The following is a 14,175-nucleotide window of genomic DNA, read 5'->3' on the forward strand; positions in this document are numbered from 1 at the left end:
TAAACGATGTTGTAATATGCTCTATTACCCTATCAATTGAATTAATTGTGTCATACTTTGTTGAAACGCTTGCTTCGCTTGTGTCGTGATTGCAATTTGGCTTTGTTGTAAGATGTCTTGTTTTACACTTTGCGACATAGTGTATGCGAAATCAGCATCTACGATTTTTTGATTAGCAGTGCTTAACTGGGTATGTTGATTGCTTTGATTGCGAAATATACTTTCAAGGGCATTCATCTTAGCACCTATGTCTGCTCTAAACTTCCCCACTTGCTTAAGTGCTGCATCAATGGCGGTGATAGATGTTTGCGCACCTGCTTGCGTATCCGCTGAGAGCTCTGCAATATTAAGGCTTTGCGTGCTGGCATCTATGTCGTCAAAAATAATAAAGCCATCTTCGCCAATGGCATCGTCTTTGGCTGTTATGAGCATGGGACCATCTTTAGCGCTGGGTAATGCAGGTGCTGAAATGCTGTCGGGCATAGAGTCCCAGCTAGCTCTTATTTCAAATATACCGTTTGTGACTTCAGTAACACTGACGAGCAAGTGTTCTGTCACCTCATCAATAATGACTTCTTCGCGATAGTCTCCACCGCCATGACCATCACCTGAAAAAGTAAAATTCATGCCATTAATTTGCCGTATATTTGTGGCTGGAAAGTTATACCCACCACCGTCGAATAAAAGACTGCTATCATACTTTTCGTGGCCGTGATAACCGTTTTGTGAAGTAAACAATTTAGCTTCTATATTGGCACTGTCGTGCGATAAGTCTTTGCCAATTAAATGTTGGCCTTGAGCATTAAAAAGTTGCAGGTCATCATTCGCGCCATAAGAGTCAATATAAATTCTCACATTGGTCGAGTCTGCGGGGATCAATCCAAAGGAGCGATACCCTGAGGGTAATGTTGCTGATATTCCGTTACTAAAGGCTTCATTAAGTAATTGCACGTTATCTAATGGAGTGGGTTCAGGCTCTTCTTGTAAGCTTAATAACGGTTTTTTACCAAAAATCTCTGTATTCATGGCTACGCCATCAATGGCTTCAATGTTTTGCTGCATTTCCAGATTAATCGCTATTCTATCTTCGTCACTGTTACTGCCATTGGCAGCCTGCAAAGCCAGTACTCTCATGCGCTGTAGCAACTCAGTTACTTCAGAGAGGGCCGTATCGGCCACTTGACCATAACTGATCCCGTCATTGATATTTCGTTGAGTTTGCTCTTTGACTAGGGCTTGCGTTGTTAAGCGATTACTTATTTGCAAACCTGCTGCATCGTCTTTGGCAGAGTTAATGCGCTTTCCTGTACTTAATTGCTCTGTGAGCGTTTCTTGTGCTTGTGCTGTTTTATGTGAAGACATTCGATGTCTGTTATAAAAGTGATTGATTGAAAGCATGTTTGTCCCAAAAGTCCGTTTTTAGGAACTAAGCAATATATGTACCCTTATTTGGTAATTTAGGTAATCGCAATATAGGTTGGCTATTGTTGCGAATGGTGACGTAATAAGTAGCTTTATTGTAATGACTGTTTAATTTTTGCGTGTTGGGCGGCAGATTTTTGTCAGATGTTGATTATTTAAAATTAATAAAATCATAATGTTGCCGTTATTTATCCAATGGGTAGCTGTTTAGGAAGGTGGGGTAATTATTGTCAAAATAATCTAAATATATGATAAATAGGGTAGCATGCTACCCTAATGTATTAGTTATTTTGCTTCTATAAAATCGATTAGATCTTGTTCCAACGATAGATCAAGTAGGTGCGATTTAGTGAAGCCTATACCTTGGCCTTGGTCCTGTGACGAGGCCATTCGAGTATGGGATTGCGTGTGATTTTGACTGAGCACTTTGATCTCATCCTCGCTGATCAGAACTTTATCACCAGCATTAAAATAAACGCCCTCAACATCATCTATTAATATTCCAGAGTAACCTAATTTTCCTGGAAGCAGAGGTTCACCTGGCTGCGCGACTTCTTTACGAATAATGGAAGTGTCTTGCAACGCTGCAACTTCAGAGAGACGGTATTTTAAATAATCATCAAGTTGTGAAATGGGTACGGATGGGTTTTCACGACCTGAGTATTTAAGCAGTGTAACCGTCGATTTTGGTTGCTCTATGGAGTTTGCAAGGCTTGGCCCGAAAGGGTCATCAGCCTCAAATTCTCCAGTTACAAAGGTTTCCCCTCGGTTTTGCGTGACGTAGAATTGGATTTTATAAGGAAGAAATAGCGATGATTGTCCTTCAAAATAGCCACAGAATGTCGTGTATATACCGCGATCAGCGTTTTCTGGATCGGTAATGACACGGCCGGAGTTATCTAGGTGAGTAACAGCTGTACTTCCAGGTTTGTGGGACCATTGACCACTAAAGTCTCTGCGGTACCAGTGATAGTCTCTGTTAGGTGCTAACACCAAAGCCATCAGGGTTCTTACACTATTGGTATTGGCCTTTTTGCTAGCCCATTGAGAGCGAGGGATTGGCGTAAAGCCATCTCTTCTCGCACCCTCCATGACACCCGCGCAAGAACGTCTATTCGTATCAAAGCCTCTGTGTCCACTGGCATAGCCAGGTTGAGATTTGGCTTTTGTGGGGGAAATGCGGTTTGCTGCATAGTTATAACAGTTGTTTGACCACTGGTGGGTATCGCCTGTATTCCAATATCCTGCAAATAATCTTGGGACGAAATACTCCACTTTTGGGTATTCACCAAACCAAATATCTGCGATGTTGTTTTCTTGTAGAGGAGCCGCATTCACATTCAAGCAGGTCATTGTAAGCAGGGACAAAGTATATATTTTATTTATTTTCTTCATGTTGATTTCCTTTTTGTTCTTTGTGGTTCCTTTTTCATCGCAGCACTAAATTGAGAGTTTTCAAACTGTTTAATTACTGAACTTTTTGTTTTTGTTTATGATTTTATTAATTTTTTCTGAATATGGCGCTTGTGTAATATTGTTTTTTAATGGAGGGAAAAAGTGAGAAATACGCTATTAAAAAAATTTATGTATAAAGCTTAGTTGTTTAAAAAAACATGCCGCATCTCTGTATTCTTTCGCCTCAATAATAAGCTATCTCAACTAAAATTTTTCTCAATTGAGTAAAAATTGAGTAGAATGCCACGTTTGTACCTTGAGAAAGCACAGCTAATTATAAATTTTTTAATACTAAGGAGGTTAAGTGTCAGCTACTGATACAGCAAAAATGAATGGTGGTGGGGTGATATCATTCATTGAAAAAGCAGGTAAAAAAATTCCAGATCCCATTATTATTTTTATGTGGTTTATAGTCGGTGCATTTGCGCTGACGGCTTTGATCGGCGGGTTAACATTCGAAATCCAAGGTGCCGATGGTAGCCCAATCACGCATACCATCAAAAATATGACTGATGCTGAACATGTTGTTTGGTTTTTTGATAATGCATTACTGCAAAACTGGCTAGGCTTTGGCAATGGCATTTTAGGCGTTATCCTAATTGTTATGCTGGGTGTCGGTGTTGCAGAAAGCTCAGGGCTGTTTAATGCGATTATCAAAAAACTAGGTACTCGTCTAAAAGACACTTACTTAGCGCCAGCTTTGATTTTTTTGGGGATCATGAGTTCCATAGCAACCGACGCAGGTTACTTAATTTTAATCCCACTGGCAGGCTTACTCTATGCAGGGCTTGGAAAGAATCCATTAATCGGGATGGCGGCAGCATTTGCCGGTGTGTCAGCAGGTTTTAGTGCTAACTTGATCCCAGCTACACCGGTTGATGTGATCATCGGTTTAAATGCGCAAATCTTTGCAGAGTCTCAAGGCGTGCCATTTGAGTCCTCAACAGGTGAGTCACTTACGCCAGCGACTATGCATTATTACTTTATTTTTGTTTCGACATTTATGTTGGTAGGTATTGGTGCATGGGTGACGAAAAAGTTTGTTGAACCAAGGTTTAAAAATGTACCTTATGAATTACCAGAGGGCATGGACCTATCAAACTTTGCTGTAACAGAAGAAGAGAAAAAAGGGTTAAGAGCGGCGTTTTGGGGCTTGTTGTTATCACTTGGGCTTGTGGTTGCACTTGCTTTAGGGCCATTGGCACCATATGAAACGGCTTCAGGTAAAGTTGTCACACCTTATTTGAACAATGTCATCCTATTGATCACTTTAGTTTTTACCATTGTTGGTGCTGCATTTGGTGTGGCAACAGGTAAATTCAAGAGCTTGATGGATGTCGTACAAGCGATGATCGCGCAAATGAACACCATGGGCTATATCCTAGTGCTGACATTCTTTTGTTATAACTTTTTGGGTATTTTAGGGTATTCAGGTTTAGGCACTTATATTACCTATATTGGTGCAAGTGGCTTATCAGCACTTGGCTTACAAGAGTTCCCAATCCTACTTATTATCGGCTTTGTGATCACCACGGGTCTGATCAACTTGTTTGTTGGTGGGTTAACGTCTAAATGGATGCTACTTGGTCCCATCTTCGTTCCAATGTTGTATCAAGTAAACCCAGCGATGACGCCTGATCTGGTTGCTGCGGCTTACCGTGTTGCAGACTCCTCAACGAATATCATTACACCTATGATGACTTATGCTGGGGTTATTTTAGCCTTTATGCGTAAGTACAAGCCTGATTTGAGTTTTGGTGATGTGATCATGATGATGGTGCCTTATTCAGTGGCGTTTTTACTGTTTTGGACATCACTATTAGTTGGTTTCTTTGCATTTAATATCCCGCTAGGTTTCTAACTCTTTCTATTCCAGTGCAGTGGCACCGCTACTGCACTGCTACTGCACTGCTACTGCACTGCTTTTCAATATAAATACTGATTTTTCTTACTTTAAGAGGGTTAATCAGCTAGACATTAATTAATCTAAATTTGTAAGTGGTAATGATTTGCGTTAGCATTTGTTCACGTTTAAGTTTAGGTATTTGATATGAGAAAAGAACGGCCAACTAATTTGGCGATACAGACAATGGCGCTCCCTATTACAGCCTATGCGTCTATTTTGCATCGCGTCAGTGGTGTCATTGTATGGGCTGCTTTGGTTGTTTTATTGCCACTATTAATTTTTGCAATTCAATCGCAAGATAACTTCACTACGTTATCAGCCTTGTTCACTGAGAACTTTCTTGTACAGTTTATTGTGTGGGGACTGCTTACGGCACTGGGCTACTATTGCCTAGGTACTGTGAAGCATATCATTCAAGAGTTTGGTTACTGTGAAGAGCTGGCAAGTGGCTGCATGATTTCCCGTGTCGCTATTGGTCTTGGCATTGTATTGAGTGTTGGAATTGGAGTGTGGATATGGCTATAACTGGAATTGCGCGCTCAGGGACTAAACAGTGGGTATTGCAACGGGTCAGTAATGCTTTAATTGTTTTATATACGTTGATTTTGATAGGGCTTTTGGTAAATCAGCCAGTTACCGATCATCAAAGTTTACTGGCTTTTTTTGAGCCCATTTGGTTCAAAGTTGCAACCACGTTATGTGTCATTATTTTTGCTTTGAATGGCATACTAGCTGGATGGCAAATTGCGGGTGACTATGTGAAAAGTGCAGGTGTATATAAGCTATTTAATACGCTTTGCGTTGTATTGAGTTTCACTATTATTGTTACTGGCATTAAGCTACTTTGGCTTTAAGCCTTAGTGAGAGTGCTCTTCTTCTAGTGAGAAGAGCAAATCTAATGCCGGTAATAACACGCTAACGGCTAATAAAGCGGCGCATAATGCCCATGCATAATTGAGTTCGGTATGGGTTTTTATTAGCCCTGATACACAGGTGCTGAGCCAAAAAGTATTGATCAGCATAATGCTAAAGTTAGGCTTCAATGGTTTTGCACAGTATTTACACGTCAATGGCTCTCGGTTAAGCAATGCCAGCCTATCACTCAGCTTGAGTGGTTTGTTGCAACATGGGCAAGTTCGAGTAGCAAAATCTTTAATCATACGCGTAGACTTGAATGATAATTGTTATCATTCAAGTCTACGCGTATTGCATCTGAATTAAAACCCCTAACAAGGATATATTTGGCTTTGTTCTCAATCACCATGAGCACTTACGCCAAAGCGTAAATAAAGGTTGAGAGGGTAAGTCGCTAAAGTCGCGTTAATTTGCTGCAAACCTCCCTGTTTGCAGTAGCAGAAATTAGATCAGACTTATTAATGCGCCCGCCGACATGAAAGTGACGACTAGCCAGATAATGGGCAGTTTTATTTGCTTCATTAAGAAAAAGCCAAAGAGTACCAACGCGATATCGATTGGCGTAAATACCGCACTGATAAACACCGGTTGATATAAAGCCGCCGCTAATAGTCCGACAACCGCAGCGTTAACGCCAGTGAGTGCGCCTGCTACTTTTGGTTTTTGTGCCAGTGCTTGCCAGTTTTTTAGCACCGCGAGCAGCAGTAAAAAACCAGGCAAAAAGACCGCGATGGTTGCAATTAAAGCCCCCATAATTGGACTGCTAGGTAGTAGCTCATAGCCAATGTAGGTTGCAAAGGTAAACATGGGGCCAGGCACTGCTTGTGCGGCCGCATACCCAGTTAAAAAGGCATCTTGGCTGAGTTGATCACCGACAATATTTTGCAGTAAGGGCAGTACAACATGGCCTCCACCAAATACCAAACTACCCGCTTGATAAAAGTCATTGAATAAAGCAATTGACGGCAGAATATGTGCGGCGAGAGGCAATCCAACCAACAGCGCGATAAACAAGCACAGTGGTACATAGCTAGGTTTAAATGTGGCATTGACTTGTTCTGTTGCTGCGTTTTTTAAATAGCAGGCACCAATAATAGCGGCGATGGATAGAACCGCGATTTGCATCAAGATACTGGGTGCGATAAGCAAAGCAATGGCGGTGACTAAGCAGAGGCTAGTGGTGAGGGTGTTTTTACAAAAGTTTTTGTACATACCCCAAGCTGCGTCAGCAACAACGACGACGGCTAACAACTTTAAGCCATGGACGATGCTTTGAAATACATCGTGCTGCGTTACCTGGCTTGCCACAACTGCCAACCCGATCATGATTAATACAGATGGCAATGTGAAGCCTAAAAAGGCTGCGAGTGCACCGGGTAGTCCGCCGCGTTTGTAACCGAGCGCAAAACCTACTTGGCTAGACCCGGGACCAGGTAAGAACTGGCTTAAGGCAACAATTTGACCATATTCGTGGTCATCCAGCCATTTGAGCTTTTCGACAAAAGTTTGTCTAAAGTAGCCAATATGTGCTGCGGGTCCGCCGAAGCTAACCCAGCCGAGCATAAAAAAGAGTTTAAATATGGTAAACATGTTTGGCACCGTGTTGGATGCTGCTGTTGAGAATGCCACTAGGTTAGAAAATGCATTATAATTAATCAAATTAATAGTATTGATTGTAAATATGAATAATATGGGATTAGGATGAGTTTTACAGATGTGCCGTGGCGCAATATCGATTTAAACCTACTGGTTGCTTTTGCTTATTTGTATCGATATCAAAGTGTGAGTATTGCCGCTGAAAAAAGCTATGTGAGCCAATCGGCAATGAGCCATAGTTTATCTCGATTACGGACCTTGTTTGATGATGTATTATTTGAGCGCAAAGGGCATAAAATGATGGCCACAGAGCGCGCTCATCAATTAGCCCCCACGGTTAACAAGTTACTCGATTGTGTGAGCAACGATCTTTTAACCAGTGCCCCATTTGATCCTGCTGACTATGACGGCATTTGTCGTATTGGCCTCACTGATTATGCCGAGTTTATATTTGCGCCAGCCATTTTTGATGCCATCAGGTTACAGGCACCAAAGGCGCAGGTAAGCTTTGTGAACGTCAATCGCAGCAATTACCTTGTTTTGGCCGAGCAGGAAAAACTCGATATCGTCATTGGCAGTATTACTGCGCCTGATCCCGCTTTTCAATCCCAGCATTTATATACAGAAAGGCATGTATGTATTGCCGATCCGCATTGCATCGCATTTGAGCAAGGTTTATCAGAATATGACTTTGCCAATATTGAACATGCGCTAGTTAGTCCAGATGGACGCCTAGCAACAGGGGTTGATGATACACTACAAGCTGAGGGATTAAATCGCAAAGTCACGGTGGCAACACGCAATTTTATGACCATTCAAAGCTTGCTCAAAGGTCGCAAGTTGATCGCCATCGTGCCGAAGAAAATGGCTGATGTCGCTTGCGAGCAGAGCCAGCTGCGTTATTTTGACCCGCCGATAAGGGTGCCTGATTTTGATATTTCGATACTGTGGTTTCAACGCAAAAACAGTGATGATAAAAGCATATGGCTTAGATCATTGTTGATGTCATTGATGGCACAGCAATAACTGGCCGCCACACTGGATGGCGGCTTGTATTTTTATTGCATGCGTTTAATGGTGATAAAACCGATGTTTTCGCCACTGTTAAAATGTACGCCCTCGGTGAAGTCAGTATCGCTTCTTGCACTATTAAGTAAAGTAATTGGGGTTTGTGGATCTGTGGTTGAGTCTGCTGCACTAAACGTAACGCCATTGTCACTGCCTGCATCATATACTTTAAGCTGTATAGTTTGCTCGTCTACCCATTGGTTGTCATTAAAAAGCAACAGGCTGTCTATCCCGATAAACCAATCCGGACTCGGTGCAACCATAGAGACAATGCTTAGATGAGGATAAGTTTGGCTTGCCTCAAAGGTTAGCGTCACACTTTTACTGCCATGGGGGATCCCCGCTTCATCAATTAGGTAGCTGGAATGACCAAGGTTTTGTATATCACTGATCTCGCCTTTAAGTAGCGTTTTAGACCCTGTTTCTGCCATGCTGACAATACCGGCGCTCGCTGTGCTGTCGCGCTGAAAAATACGCCCTTGATCATTGTGTGTTAATCCGATCATGGGAGAGAAATGGGTGCCATTAGGGTAATTGGTTGGGAAAGTGGTTCGCTCCCAAGTTTGGGTAAATTTCAACTCATAGGTTACTGAGGTCGCAGCGGGAGCCGGAGTCGAGGTATCTGAAGATGAAGTGGTTGAGGACGTCGTTGTCGTTGAGGTTGTGGTATTTTGCGATGCCGAATCATTGGTGGGCGTCGAGGCGGGCGACGAGCTGCTGCTGCCTCCGCATGCGGTTAATCCAAATACCATAAACAAAGATGCTAATTTAAGCGGATGTACCATAGTCATGCCCTCAAGCGGTGAAGTTGTCATCTTTTCAACAGACCTTACAAAACGAGATCCACTTTCAAAGTTTTGTTCTTTTTTTGAACAAACTATTAAATCCTAATGGCGCTTTGCATGATCTCGCGTCCTTCGGTCTCCACATACGTTAAAAACACACTGGCAATAGGCGACAGCGTTTTGCGTTTGGTCCAGGAGAATGACCATTTAGAGCGAATGGGTAAAGACTCGACATTGATGACATTAACATCATGGATCTCACCAAAGGCTAGCGTATGAGACGATAAAATAGAAACCCCAAGACGTGATAATACGGAGTGAATAATGGCTTCATTACTGGCAATGGTCATTTTTATGTTTGGCGTCACAGTTTGGTTTTTGAAAAATGCTTCTGTGGCGTAACGGGTTCCCGAACCTGATTCTCGAATGAGGAAGTCTTCTTGACAAAACTCCTCTAAGGACACAGTGTCTTTTTGGCTAAATGGATGAGAAGCGGGCGCTATGGCGACTAAGTCATTGGACATAAATTCAATGACTTCTAAATCTAGCCCTTCAGGCAGGTGGCTGAATACATAAAAGTCATCTAGTCCTTGCTCAAGGCGCTCAATGACTTGTTGTCTATTGGCCACCGTAAATTGAATATCTATACCTGGATATCGTTCGCAAAAGGGCCCCAGTAAATGCGGGATAAAGTATTTAGCCGTGGTGACGCTGGATAGCCTCAAAGTACCTGATTTGAGCCCTCTCAGGTTAGAGAGGTGCATGTCTAACTCTTCGCAACTTTGCAATATTTGCTTTGCCGTCGCAACGGTGGCAAGGCCTGCATCGGTAAATTTTAGCTGTTTACCTACTTGCTCATAAAGCGGTAAACCAATTGCCTCGGCCAGTTTTTTTAGCTGCATGGATACCGTTGGCTGGGTTAAAAACAGCTTTTCTGACGCGGCTTTAACGCTACCGCCTTGATGTAAGGCTAAGAGGATTTCAAGTTGTCTAAAAGTCCCGATATGGGCATGTAATCTTGAAGCCATATTGCAACTAAATCCTTAAATTAGAGTTTTATCTATGGTTATCTTAGTTACTATCTATTTTTATCTATATTTAGACTTTTGTAAAATCCTCAAAAATACAGAGGAGAGAGTTATGACATTTAAAAGTTTGGCATTACCTTTAATAACGTGCTTCAGTCTGTTGGCATTTTCGTATTTGAGCAGTGTACTTGGACATGGTAGTACGGGTTTTATTCTGCTGGCTTTATCTATTTTCAGTTTTTCAATCGTCAGTTTGATACAGTCTTCACGTGATAGCCACACATCAATGCGCGCCTCGTCTCGCCAGTTAAAAGAGGCAAAGTAGGTTATGATAGATGCGGTCGTCGCTTTTTTTTTACTGGGGATCATTGCGCAATTATTAGGTGCAAAAATCCCCTTTCCTGACGGGTTATATAAAACACTCAGTCTTTTTTTGATGGTCGCGATTGGTCTAAAAGGCGGTATCGCATTACAGCAGCATGTCGATCCTGCGCTGTTAACCATGTCTATCGCCGTTGTGGCCTTTGGTTTATTGTTACCACTCGTTGCCTACCCATTATTACGCTATTTTGGTCAGTTAGATAAAATTAATGCAGGCGCCATTGCTGCGCATTATGGCTCGGTCAGTGTGGCGACTTATGCTGTTGCTGTCGCTTTACTTGAAGCGGGCGATATCGCGTATGAAGCTTATTTCCCCTTGTTTGTGGTGTTGTTAGAGATGCCTGCGATCTTGGTTGGTTTAGTACTCGCCAAAGGTAACTTGAAGGTCATAAACCGTGCTTTTATTAAAAAAGAGCTGGTGGCTAATCAAAGTATTTTACTTATGGTGGGCAGCTTGGTGATTGGCTTTGTTGGCGGCGATAGCGTGCAAAAACTCACGCCATTTTTTGTTGAGTTATTCTCTGGTGTATTAGCGCTATTCTTATTAAAAATGGGATTGGTGGCAGGTAAGCAATTAGGCACTTTAAAGAAGAACAGTTTGTTTTTAATCAGCTTTGCGATATTGATGCCAATGTTAGGTGGCTTAGCTGGGACTGGTTTGGGTGTGCTATTGGAGTTAAGCGCGGGAGGTATTGCGCTGATGGCCGTATTGGGGGCGAGTGCTTCGTATATTGCAGTACCTGCGGCAATGAAAGAGAGCTTGCCTGAAGCCAATGCCGGAATGTCTATCACAGCGTCACTGGGTATCACTTTTCCATTCAATGTGTTATTGGGCGTACCGTTTTTCATCGCTTTGGGACAACACCTTGGCGCTTAAGCGTTTAGCATTTTGATACCAAAAGGGATTAATTAACGGTTTTATGCTGACGTCTTTCGGGCGTCAGTGTAAATTAGGCACACAGCAATGAAGAAAGTACTTTAGGTTAATACTTGTGCCGGAAAAAAACTTATTAAAAGCGGAACGCGTAGCGTATATCTTGGCAGATTTACAAGCACGTTATCCAAAGCCGCCTATTCCTCTAGATCATAAAGACCCTTATACCTTGCTTGTGGCCGTTTTACTCTCTGCGCAATGTACTGATGAGCGCGTGAATCAGGTGACGCCATCGCTATGGCAACTGGCAGATAACCCCTTTGATATGGCCAAGCAATCGGTTGAAGATATTAAGCAGATCATCCGGCCGTGTGGTTTATCGCCGCAAAAATCGAAAGCCATCAAAAAGCTTTCTGAAATCTTAGTTGCAGACTATGACGGCATTGTGCCCAAAGATATGGATGCATTGGAAACGCTACCTGGGGTGGGGCATAAAACTGCAGGGGTGGTGATGGCGCAGGCATTTGGTGTCCCCGCTTTCCCTGTGGATACTCATATTCATCGCTTAGCCCAGCGCTGGGGATTGACCAATGGTAAAAACGTGGCGCAAACAGAAAAAGATTTAAAGCGACTGTTTCCTAAAGAATGCTGGAATGATCTGCATTTGCAGTTTATTTACTATGGCCGAGAGTTTTGTACAGCCAGAGGCTGTGACGGTACGGTTTGCCCAATGTGTACGACTTGCTATCCAAATCGCAAGCGACCTAAAGTGGTTAAAAAGCCTTAATCGTTTAGTCTTGGTGGTTGGCGTGCTTACCTCTAAGCACGCATAACGAAAAAACCAAACGTCAAACTGGTAACTTAGAGCTCATCAAGCTGTTGATGGATAGAGTGTACCAGCTCTTTTGGGATGCAAAGTTGATTCGCCAGAGTTTGCAAATATTGCTGTGAAATCGTTTGCTGCAGATCGATGGCACTGGCACTGGCAGCATAAACTTCAATGCCTGTTTGTGCATTAGGCACTGCTTGCACCAGCTCAGAGAGACTCATGGGTTGTCTTAATTCATCAAATAACATGGCTTTTTCTTGCACGCTGAGCGTCATGGTTTCAACTTGGGCAAATATTTTCTGGCGCTCATTGTCATCTATGTGCCCATCTGCATAAGCGGCTGCTATCATGGCCCGCATAAGTAAGAGTTGCCCAGAGCCACTTTCATCTTCGACAACCTGTTCGAAGCTATGCTCTTGTATGGTGGCAGGTTTAAAATCGAAGTGACGCGCTGGTTGTGAGCGTGTTGCCATGGCTTTATCAAAGGCTGCGCTATCTCGCTTTTGTGCGGCTGCTTCATTTTGTTCGCTATATTGCTTGTAAGCTTTCCAAGCGAGTCCGCCGACAGCTGCAAGCGCGCCATATTTTACGGCTTTTTTACCCGTCTTTTTGCCTTTTTTACTGCTTAATAAGCTACTTACACCGCCGCCAGCAACGCCGCCCAGTAAGCCGCTCAATGCGCCTGATTTGTTTAAACCACTGACCAATTTTTGTAAATCTTTCATCGCGTTCTCCATTTGCTCTTATGTTTCTAGAGTAGGGCAAAGTGATCAGTTTGAGAACACTCAATTTGTTACAAATCGATTCAAATTGAATTAGCTGGTTTGCTCACACAGCAGATCTTTTACAGGGATTTGATAAAAACGGGCAAGCTCTCTGGCGGTGCGGTGGTACACTTTACAGCCGCATTCAGCGCGTTTTAGTGTTGCGATGGAGACGCATAGGGCTTGCTCTTGGCAGGCGCAAGCCAGTTTCTCTTGGCTCAGCCCCATATTTCGTCTCAGTTGCTTAAGGATTTTACAATCCAGCTTTACTCTGCCATCCATTATTTGACTCCTTGAGTAGGGTCCTAAAGCCTAGTAATGACCGATGACTTTCGCCAATGCGCTCACCCTGAATGGGTGTGCGTTTTGGTGTACACATAAGGCGCAAAAGTTGCGTGAAATTTACGCTTTTTATCTGATACCAAAGTGATACTAAACTGATGCCAAAAAACCAACTCATTACGCCTAGACTAGGTCGCATCTAAAGTCGCTCCACAGACTGGAGCACCCATTCATCTATGACATAAAAGGATAAAACAATGTCTGAAGCAAATCGTATTTTAGGTGGTTTTGGTCCAATCGTTTTAGCACAAGATTTTGATAAAGAGTACATCAATGCATTTGAGCATATTAACAAGCGTGATGGTGTCGAAATAAAACCTTTGGCAGCACAATCTCAAGTGGTTAATGGTAAAAACTTTGCGTTTTACTGCTTCGTTTCACCTGTGGTTGCGCCAAACGTGCCTAAAGTAAATCGCTTAGAGCTGATTGTTGTTAATCAACAAGGTGAGCACTTTACTCAACTCTCAGATCGTACATTCAGCGAGCCAGTATTAGTGCCGCCGATTGGTTCTTTTGATTCAGTTGCACTGCGTGAAAACTTCACTGATGCTGAGAAAAGTGCTGCTGAGCAAATTGAGTCGTTAGTTGGCGTGAACTACATGATTTTAGCCGCACAGCAGCAAGTGGTGGCAGGATTAAACTTTGCGTTTTACTCAGTCGTTATCCCAGTAACGCCGAATGCGCAGGCTTTCTTCGCGCGAATTGATGCGCACCGTAATTTTGAAGGCAAATTGGTTGATACCGAGCTGCATCATATCAACCCTTAATTTTGCACGGCCAAGGTGTTAGGTGATGCGACACTTTGGCCAT

16 protein-coding genes are annotated in these 14,175 nt (G+C 42.8%); 8 read left to right on the forward strand and 8 right to left on the reverse strand.

Going from position 1 to position 14,175, the window contains the following annotated elements; translation table 11 throughout:
• Window positions 1-24: 24 nt before the first annotated feature.
• The gene (locus tag AC2CZC_RS09340; protein ID WP_484584599.1) at window positions 25-1,398 is read right to left on the reverse strand and encodes a flagellin N-terminal helical domain-containing protein; all 1,374 of its coding nucleotides are present in this window, start codon (window positions 1,396-1,398) and stop codon (window positions 25-27) included.
• A gap of 309 nt (window positions 1,399-1,707) precedes the next feature.
• The gene (locus AC2CZC_RS09345; protein ID WP_484584600.1) at window positions 1,708-2,817 is read right to left on the reverse strand and encodes a hypothetical protein; all 1,110 of its coding nucleotides are present in this window, start codon (window positions 2,815-2,817) and stop codon (window positions 1,708-1,710) included.
• A gap of 364 nt (window positions 2,818-3,181) precedes the next feature.
• Between AC2CZC_RS09345 and AC2CZC_RS09350 the strand changes: the two genes are divergently transcribed.
• The 3 genes from AC2CZC_RS09350 to sdhD all read left to right on the forward strand — a co-directional run bounded on the left by AC2CZC_RS09350 (window position 3,182) and on the right by sdhD (window position 5,637).
• Window positions 3,182-4,738 carry an AbgT family transporter gene (locus AC2CZC_RS09350; RefSeq protein WP_484584601.1) on the forward strand — a complete coding sequence of 519 codons (1,557 nt, stop codon included), beginning with the start codon at window positions 3,182-3,184 and terminating at the stop codon, window positions 4,736-4,738.
• A 189-nt stretch (window positions 4,739-4,927) separates the two neighbouring features.
• Window positions 4,928-5,308 carry a succinate dehydrogenase, cytochrome b556 subunit gene (gene sdhC / locus AC2CZC_RS09355; RefSeq protein WP_484584602.1) on the forward strand — a complete coding sequence of 127 codons (381 nt, stop codon included), beginning with the start codon at window positions 4,928-4,930 and terminating at the stop codon, window positions 5,306-5,308.
• Window positions 5,299-5,637: a succinate dehydrogenase, hydrophobic membrane anchor protein gene (sdhD, locus tag AC2CZC_RS09360; RefSeq protein ID WP_039612002.1), complete on the forward strand. Its 339-nt coding sequence runs from the start codon at window positions 5,299-5,301 to the stop codon at window positions 5,635-5,637. The genes sdhC and sdhD overlap by 10 nt, the downstream gene beginning before the upstream one ends.
• 3 nt (window positions 5,638-5,640) lie before the next feature.
• On the opposite strand, the gene AC2CZC_RS09365 is transcribed toward sdhD, so the two are convergent.
• Both AC2CZC_RS09365 and chrA read right to left on the reverse strand, forming a co-directional pair.
• Window positions 5,641-5,943 (reverse strand): hypothetical protein, encoded by a 303-nt coding sequence (locus AC2CZC_RS09365; RefSeq protein WP_063362574.1) that lies wholly within the window; start codon window positions 5,941-5,943, stop codon window positions 5,641-5,643.
• A gap of 199 nt (window positions 5,944-6,142) precedes the next feature.
• Window positions 6,143-7,288, reverse strand: coding sequence for a chromate efflux transporter (chrA, locus tag AC2CZC_RS09370; protein ID WP_484584603.1), 1,146 nt, complete (start codon window positions 7,286-7,288; stop codon window positions 6,143-6,145).
• A gap of 111 nt (window positions 7,289-7,399) precedes the next feature.
• Between chrA and AC2CZC_RS09375 the strand changes: the two genes are divergently transcribed.
• Window positions 7,400-8,320, forward strand: a complete 921-nt coding sequence (locus AC2CZC_RS09375; RefSeq protein WP_484584604.1) for a LysR family transcriptional regulator — start codon at window positions 7,400-7,402, stop codon at window positions 8,318-8,320.
• Window positions 8,321-8,352: 32 nt separating this feature from the next.
• On the opposite strand, the gene AC2CZC_RS09380 is transcribed toward AC2CZC_RS09375, so the two are convergent.
• Both AC2CZC_RS09380 and AC2CZC_RS09385 read right to left on the reverse strand, forming a co-directional pair.
• The gene (locus tag AC2CZC_RS09380) at window positions 8,353-9,177 is read right to left on the reverse strand and encodes a spondin domain-containing protein (protein WP_484584605.1); all 825 of its coding nucleotides are present in this window, start codon (window positions 9,175-9,177) and stop codon (window positions 8,353-8,355) included.
• A gap of 65 nt (window positions 9,178-9,242) precedes the next feature.
• The gene (locus tag AC2CZC_RS09385; protein WP_484584606.1) at window positions 9,243-10,175 is read right to left on the reverse strand and encodes a LysR family transcriptional regulator; all 933 of its coding nucleotides are present in this window, start codon (window positions 10,173-10,175) and stop codon (window positions 9,243-9,245) included.
• Between the two features lie 112 nt (window positions 10,176-10,287).
• Here AC2CZC_RS09385 and AC2CZC_RS09390 point away from each other — a divergent pair, with 112 nt between their 5' ends.
• The 3 genes from AC2CZC_RS09390 to nth all read left to right on the forward strand — a co-directional run bounded on the left by AC2CZC_RS09390 (window position 10,288) and on the right by nth (window position 12,217).
• Window positions 10,288-10,500: a hypothetical protein gene (locus AC2CZC_RS09390; RefSeq protein ID WP_484584607.1), complete on the forward strand. Its 213-nt coding sequence runs from the start codon at window positions 10,288-10,290 to the stop codon at window positions 10,498-10,500.
• Window positions 10,501-10,503: 3 nt separating this feature from the next.
• On the forward strand, window positions 10,504-11,433 hold the full coding sequence (locus AC2CZC_RS09395) for a sodium-dependent bicarbonate transport family permease (RefSeq protein WP_484584608.1): 930 nt from the start codon (window positions 10,504-10,506) through the stop codon (window positions 11,431-11,433).
• Between the two features lie 115 nt (window positions 11,434-11,548).
• Window positions 11,549-12,217, forward strand: coding sequence for an endonuclease III (gene nth, locus AC2CZC_RS09400; RefSeq protein WP_484584609.1), 669 nt, complete (start codon window positions 11,549-11,551; stop codon window positions 12,215-12,217).
• 74 nt (window positions 12,218-12,291) lie between these two features.
• Here the strand turns inward: nth and AC2CZC_RS09405 are convergent, their stop codons facing one another.
• Together AC2CZC_RS09405 and AC2CZC_RS09410 are read right to left on the reverse strand one after the other, a co-directional pair.
• Window positions 12,292-12,984: a tellurite resistance TerB family protein gene (locus AC2CZC_RS09405; protein ID WP_039611994.1), complete on the reverse strand. Its 693-nt coding sequence runs from the start codon at window positions 12,982-12,984 to the stop codon at window positions 12,292-12,294.
• A 90-nt stretch (window positions 12,985-13,074) separates the two neighbouring features.
• Entirely contained in the window at window positions 13,075-13,305 is a 231-nt protein-coding gene (locus AC2CZC_RS09410) for an XRE family transcriptional regulator (protein ID WP_484584610.1), read from the reverse strand.
• 257 nt (window positions 13,306-13,562) lie between these two features.
• On the opposite strand from AC2CZC_RS09410, the gene AC2CZC_RS09415 reads away from it, so the two are divergent.
• Window positions 13,563-14,132 carry a hypothetical protein gene (locus tag AC2CZC_RS09415; protein ID WP_039611992.1) on the forward strand — a complete coding sequence of 190 codons (570 nt, stop codon included), beginning with the start codon at window positions 13,563-13,565 and terminating at the stop codon, window positions 14,130-14,132.
• Window positions 14,133-14,175: the final 43 nt, after the last annotated feature.

It is taken from the genome of Pseudoalteromonas sp. MMG033, from assembly GCF_057197785.1.

What these genes read in the sequence shown, in the direction of transcription:
- AC2CZC_RS09385 (WP_484584606.1), bottom strand. Translation starts at nt 10,175, where the DNA reads ATGGCTTCAAGATTACATGCCCATATCGGGACTTTTAGACAACTTGAA.
- sdhC (WP_484584602.1), top strand. Translation starts at nt 4,928, where the DNA reads ATGAGAAAAGAACGGCCAACTAATTTGGCGATACAGACAATGGCGCTC.
- AC2CZC_RS09375 (WP_484584604.1), top strand. Translation starts at nt 7,400, where the DNA reads ATGAGTTTTACAGATGTGCCGTGGCGCAATATCGATTTAAACCTACTG.
- AC2CZC_RS09380 (WP_484584605.1), bottom strand. Translation starts at nt 9,177, where the DNA reads ATGACAACTTCACCGCTTGAGGGCATGACTATGGTACATCCGCTTAAA.
- chrA (WP_484584603.1), bottom strand. Translation starts at nt 7,288, where the DNA reads ATGTTTACCATATTTAAACTCTTTTTTATGCTCGGCTGGGTTAGCTTC.
- AC2CZC_RS09410 (WP_484584610.1), bottom strand. Translation starts at nt 13,305, where the DNA reads ATGGATGGCAGAGTAAAGCTGGATTGTAAAATCCTTAAGCAACTGAGA.
- sdhD (WP_039612002.1), top strand. Translation starts at nt 5,299, where the DNA reads ATGGCTATAACTGGAATTGCGCGCTCAGGGACTAAACAGTGGGTATTG.
- AC2CZC_RS09390 (WP_484584607.1), top strand. Translation starts at nt 10,288, where the DNA reads ATGACATTTAAAAGTTTGGCATTACCTTTAATAACGTGCTTCAGTCTG.
- AC2CZC_RS09340 (WP_484584599.1), bottom strand. Translation starts at nt 1,398, where the DNA reads ATGCTTTCAATCAATCACTTTTATAACAGACATCGAATGTCTTCACAT.
- AC2CZC_RS09365 (WP_063362574.1), bottom strand. Translation starts at nt 5,943, where the DNA reads ATGATTAAAGATTTTGCTACTCGAACTTGCCCATGTTGCAACAAACCA.
- AC2CZC_RS09415 (WP_039611992.1), top strand. Translation starts at nt 13,563, where the DNA reads ATGTCTGAAGCAAATCGTATTTTAGGTGGTTTTGGTCCAATCGTTTTA.
- AC2CZC_RS09395 (WP_484584608.1), top strand. Translation starts at nt 10,504, where the DNA reads ATGATAGATGCGGTCGTCGCTTTTTTTTTACTGGGGATCATTGCGCAA.
- AC2CZC_RS09405 (WP_039611994.1), bottom strand. Translation starts at nt 12,984, where the DNA reads ATGAAAGATTTACAAAAATTGGTCAGTGGTTTAAACAAATCAGGCGCA.
- AC2CZC_RS09345 (WP_484584600.1), bottom strand. Translation starts at nt 2,817, where the DNA reads ATGAAGAAAATAAATAAAATATATACTTTGTCCCTGCTTACAATGACC.